Origin of the sequence: Frankia sp. AgKG'84/4 (assembly GCF_023242965.2) — a bacterium.
Lineage (GTDB): Bacteria > Actinomycetota > Actinomycetes > Frankiales > Frankiaceae > Frankia.
Genome location: NZ_JALKFU020000441.1, coordinates 1 through 4459 on the forward strand (window position 1 = coordinate 1; position 4459 = coordinate 4459).

Annotated in this window: 4 protein-coding genes and 3 pseudogenes; 1 reads left to right on the forward strand and 6 read right to left on the reverse strand. The window is 72.7% G+C overall.

The genetic code is table 11. The annotated features are described in order from the left end of the window. A pseudogene (locus tag MXD58_RS20815) lies at window positions 1-359 on the forward strand (thiamine pyrophosphate-binding protein); the annotation flags it as partial. A 135-nt stretch (window positions 360-494) separates the two neighbouring features. Here the strand turns inward: MXD58_RS20815 and MXD58_RS20820 are convergent. The 6 genes and pseudogenes from MXD58_RS20820 to MXD58_RS31230 all read right to left on the reverse strand — a co-directional run. After that, window positions 495-653 carry a hypothetical protein gene (locus tag MXD58_RS20820; RefSeq protein WP_248840324.1) on the reverse strand — a complete coding sequence of 53 codons (159 nt, stop codon included), beginning with the start codon at window positions 651-653 and terminating at the stop codon, window positions 495-497. A 61-nt stretch (window positions 654-714) separates the two neighbouring features. After that, window positions 715-1071, reverse strand: a complete 357-nt coding sequence (locus MXD58_RS20825; RefSeq protein WP_248840323.1) for an alcohol dehydrogenase catalytic domain-containing protein — start codon at window positions 1069-1071, stop codon at window positions 715-717. A gap of 104 nt (window positions 1072-1175) precedes the next feature. After that, the gene (locus MXD58_RS20830; RefSeq protein WP_248840322.1) at window positions 1176-1787 is read right to left on the reverse strand and encodes an alpha/beta fold hydrolase; all 612 of its coding nucleotides are present in this window, start codon (window positions 1785-1787) and stop codon (window positions 1176-1178) included. A 227-nt stretch (window positions 1788-2014) separates the two neighbouring features. Then, a complete protein-coding gene (locus MXD58_RS20835; protein WP_248840321.1) occupies window positions 2015-3667 on the reverse strand; it encodes an AMP-binding protein in 1653 nt (550 codons plus the stop codon). A gap of 285 nt (window positions 3668-3952) precedes the next feature. After that, a pseudogene (locus MXD58_RS20840) lies at window positions 3953-4351 on the reverse strand (cysteine hydrolase family protein); the annotation flags it as partial. Window positions 4352-4383: 32 nt separating this feature from the next. Beyond that, window positions 4384-4459 (reverse strand): annotated as a pseudogene (locus MXD58_RS31230) (AAA family ATPase); the annotation flags it as partial.

Here is a 4459-nt window from a genome sequence, read left to right on the forward strand (position 1 = left end):
GCTCGGTGCCGACCACCCGTCTGGGCAGCGTCCGGGTCCCGGCGGCCGGCGCGCCGGGACTCGCGGTGGCCGGGGCGCTGTCCGCCGCGCTGTTCGACGGTGGTGTCGGCGTCGCCGTTGTCGACACGCTCACCCCGGCGGCCCAGGCGGGCCTGGACTGGGCGGCGAGCCTGGGCATCACCCTGGTCGTCGAGGTGTGGAGCGAGAAGGGTGAGGCCTACTCGTCGGCGGAGCACGGCGGGCGCCTCGCCGAGGCGTTCGCCACCCCGGGCGTCACCGTGCTCGAGCTGGCCGTCGACACCGCGGCGGCCACGGACTCCCTCCTCGGCGCCGCGGGGCCCGTCGTCGCCTGGGCGTAGCGGGCTGCGGGCCGCGGGCTGCGGGCTGCGGGCGCTACGGGCAGGGGTCGACGAGCCGCGCTCGAGGTCAGGGGCGGGTCAGGGGCGGGCCAGGGTAGCGAGACGAGGTGTTCCGCGACCCTGGCCACGTCGGGTCTAGTGCGGGACGATCGGCCCGATGCCGAGCCGCTTGAGCGAGGCCACCGCGGACAGCCCGATCGCGCCGAGCCCGATGACCAGCGGGACCTCCTTCGGCGTCACCGCGGCGCGCTTGACGTAGGACCAGCCGACCGAGATCGCGTCGGAGATCGACACCAGCGCGTTCGGCAGGTCCGATGGGACGACCCGCGCTATCGACTCGGTCAGCGGCAGGTACTCACCGAATCCGCCGGGGGCGTCCGGGCTCTGCCCGATGATCCCGCACGCCGCCGGGCACGAGCAGCGCGGGGAGCGAACCGACCCGGGTGCCGACCGGCCAGCGCCGCTGGGTGTCCGGGCCGTACTCGACGATCTCCGTGCAGTACTCGTGGCCCATCACGATGTCGGCGTCGGCGTCATAGTTCGACAGCCCGCTGTCGTCCTCGGCGTCACCCTCGGGGTGGTCCATGAAGTGCAGGTCGGAGGCGCAGATCCCGCAGGCCAGCGATCGGACGAGGAGCTGGCCGGGGCCGGGGGTGGGATCGGGTGTCGCGCGGACCTCGATCCGCCCACCCCGTAGGACGGCAGCCCGCATGTCGCCAGCCCTTCGTCTCTTTGGGTAGGACCGCTCGTCCGATCACAGGGACGCGGCGCCGCGGGGAATCCTGGGAGCGGCCGCCGCGGCCGGAAAGCCGCAGGTCATGAGCATGGGTGGGTCAGGCGTCGCAGGCTGTCACGATCCTGCCGAGAAGGTCGGCGATCGCGTCGACGTCGGTGACCGCGGGAATGTGGCCGGTGTCCAGGTCGACGACGGTGACGAGGCCCTGGTCGGGCAGACGGGACGTACGCGCGGCGCAGGACCTCCGGGTCCGCCGGTGGCCCGGGCGTCGTCAGCGCCGTGCCGTCGCGGCGGGCGGCGGCGAGCCCCGCACGGGCCCGCCGGGCGTAGGACGGCTTCATCGCGTCGAGGCCGAACCCGCCCTCGGGCGGCACGCACGGCGGCGTCAGCACGATGTGGCGCACCCGGGCGCCGAGGCGCTCGACGATCCCCGGCACGAGGAAGCACCCGGAGGAGTGCGCGACCAGGACGACGTCGGGGAGCCCCGCCGCCTCGACATCGGCGAGTACCGAGGCGACGCAGTCCTCGACGGTCAGCGCCATCGGGTCGGCCGGGCGCCCGGCGCGGCCCGGCAGGTCGACGGCGAGCGCCGGGCGTGCCAGCCGGGGGACGAGCAGGTCCCAGAAACCCGACGATGACCCCCGCCGTGCACCAGAACGAAGCTCAGATCCACCACGTGGCGATTCGACCACATCTGCCCCGGAGGGAAAGCGACGCGCGTTCGCCTGGTGGATCTCGCGGTTCCCGAGGCCGACGGGACGAGGGGTGCTTGTGGCTGGTCGCTTCGCAGGGGCCGGGGTCCGGAGCGACCAGCAAGAGCGACCGGGGTGCTTGTGGCTGGTCGCTCTTGCTGGTCGGTGTCCGGTGTCCGGTGTCCGGTGTCTCCGTGCGGAAGGGCCGGCTGCGTACTACGCCTGGGTCAGCGCTTTTCGTAGGTGATGCCGGCGGCTTCGGCGTCCCAGGTGGTGGGGGTGGCGCCCTGGGCGCGTAGTTCGCGCTTGAGGACGCGTCCGACCGGAGAGCGGGGCAGCTCCGCGCGGAACTCGATGTAGCGGGGGAGCGCGAAGTACGGCAGCGCGTCCACGCACCAGCGGAACAGCTCCTCCTCGGTGAGGGGGGAGCCCTCGATGAGGGTGGCCGTGACCTTCAGGTCGTCCTCGGTGATCTTGCTGGGCACGGCGTGCACGGCGACGTCGGCGATCTGGCCGTGGCCCATGATGACCCGCTCGACCTCGAAGCTGGCGATGTTCTCACCGCGCCGGCGCAGGTAGTCGGCCTTGCGGTCGACGAAGTAGAGGAAGTTGTCCTCGTCGATCTTGCCGATGTCGCCGGTGTGGTACCACCAGTTGCGGCTGGTCTCGACGGTGACGTCGGGCCGGCCCCAGTAGCCCTCGAACATCACGTGGGGGAGCTTCGGCCGGATGACGATCTCGCCGGGGGTGCCGCGCGGCAGCTCCTCGTCGTCGTCGTTGAAGATCCGGACGTCGAAGTACTCGGTGTTGATGACGCCGGCGGCGGCGGGGCGGTTGCGCACACCGGGCGGCTGCCAGGAGATCAGGCTCGCCTCGGTCACGCCGTACGCGCCGGAGAACGTCTCGATCCTGAACCGGCTGCGGATGATGTCGTCGACCTCGGGGGGCAGCGGCGCCGCGCCCATGAGCCGCAGCGACGTGTTCGCCTCCGGCGCGCCGGAGCCCGGCATCTCGGGCCGGTCGACGTCGTGGGCGAGCAGGTAGGCCATGGTGCCGAGGGTGGAGGTGACGGTGGCGCCGGTGCGGTTCATCTCCGGCCAGAAGTTCGACACCGAGAACCGCCGGTAGATCGCCGAGCGACCACCGAACACCAGCGGGCCGATCACCGCGGTGACCAGCGCGTTGTAGTGGTACATCGGCAGCGGCGTCCACACCACGTCCTCGGCGGTGCGCGCCCAGCTCTGGCCGATCTGACTGGCCAGCACCCCGTGGTAGTTGTGGCTGAGCATGCAGCCCTTGGAGTAGCCGGTGGTGCCGCCGGTGTAGATGAACGTCGCGAGGTCCGCCGGGCGGCGCTCGGCCGGGGCGGCCAGCGGCGTGGCGCTGAGCAGGTCGTCCCACCGGTGCACGGTGGCGCCGGGCAGGACCGGCAGGGCGGCCGGGGCGGCCTCGGTGACGCCGGTGGCGACGACGACGTGGACGAGGTCGGGCAGGTCGGCGACGACGGACTCGGCCCGGTCGATGAGGTCGGCGGCCACGACCAGGATCGTGGCACCGGAGTCGCGCAGCTGGTGGCGCAGGTAGTCGCCCTTGTAGGCGGTGTTGATCGGGACGGCGACGCCGCCCGCCCACTGCACGCCCCACCAGGCGAACAGCATCTCGGGGGAGTTCTCCAGCAGGGTCGCCACCCGGTCGCCCGGGTTGAGCCCGAGGCTGCGCAGGGCGCTGCCCAGGCGGGACGCCGCGTCGGCGACGTCCGCCGCCGTCAGCTTGGTCCCGCCGATGTCCAGGTACTCGGAATCGGGATCGCTCTCCGTGCGGGCGAGCAGCAGGGAGGTCGTGGTGCCGCGCGGCTCACTGCGCCACACACCGTCGGTCATCGAGCGTCTCCGTCCCTCGATCCGTCGCCGGCCGCCGTGCGCCGCGCGATGACGGACCACGACCTTCACCGGGGCCCGTCGTTCGGATGATTGTGTACATGTCGGACAAACGGGCCGGTGCCTGCGGTAGCCGCCCCAGCTGCCGCACGGCGCCTGGAGCGGCCGGAGACCAGGGACGGCCGCCGGTCAGGGCCGCCAGACGTCGAGTATCTCGTCGGTGGTGACGACTGTCGCGACAGGTGACAGGCTGTTGTCGATGGCGACGTCTGTGTAGCTGGCTGGCACTCAGGCGACCGCATCGCGCGGCAGCACGACCTGGTAGCCGAGGTTCGCGGCCTCGAACACCGCGGCCGGAATCGCGACGTTCGACGAGACCCCGACGATCACCAGCGTGCGGGCGCCGAGATTGCGCAGTATCGCGTCGGCGTCCGTGCCGAGCAGCGGCGACAGCCCGGCCAGCCGAATCGAGACGAGGTCGGACGGTTCGGGCCCGACCTCCTCGACGATCTCGGTGGCCGGCGTGCCCAGCAGCTGCTTCGTCGACGCCTTCTCCGCGGCGCGGAACAGCCGGGCGTTGCGGTTGGCGCCCCGCCCGTCGGGGCGGCGTGCCGCGATCGTGTGCAGCACGCCGACGCCGGCCGCCCTGGCGGCGTTCACCGCCGCGGCGACCTCGTCGACCGAGCGCGCGGCGACGGGTGCCGGCGGTGCGAGCGGGTCCGCAGCAGCGCCGGGTCGAGGATGTCGGGCCGGTTCGTCGCGGCGATCAGAATGACGCCGCCCTTGACGTCGAAC

Excerpts from the sequence above, each read along its gene's own strand:
- MXD58_RS20825 (WP_248840323.1), bottom strand. The coding sequence starts at position 1,071 with ATGCGGGCTGCCGTCCTACGGGGTGGGCGGATCGAGGTCCGCGCGACA.
- MXD58_RS20835 (WP_248840321.1), bottom strand. The coding sequence starts at position 3,667 with ATGACCGACGGTGTGTGGCGCAGTGAGCCGCGCGGCACCACGACCTCC.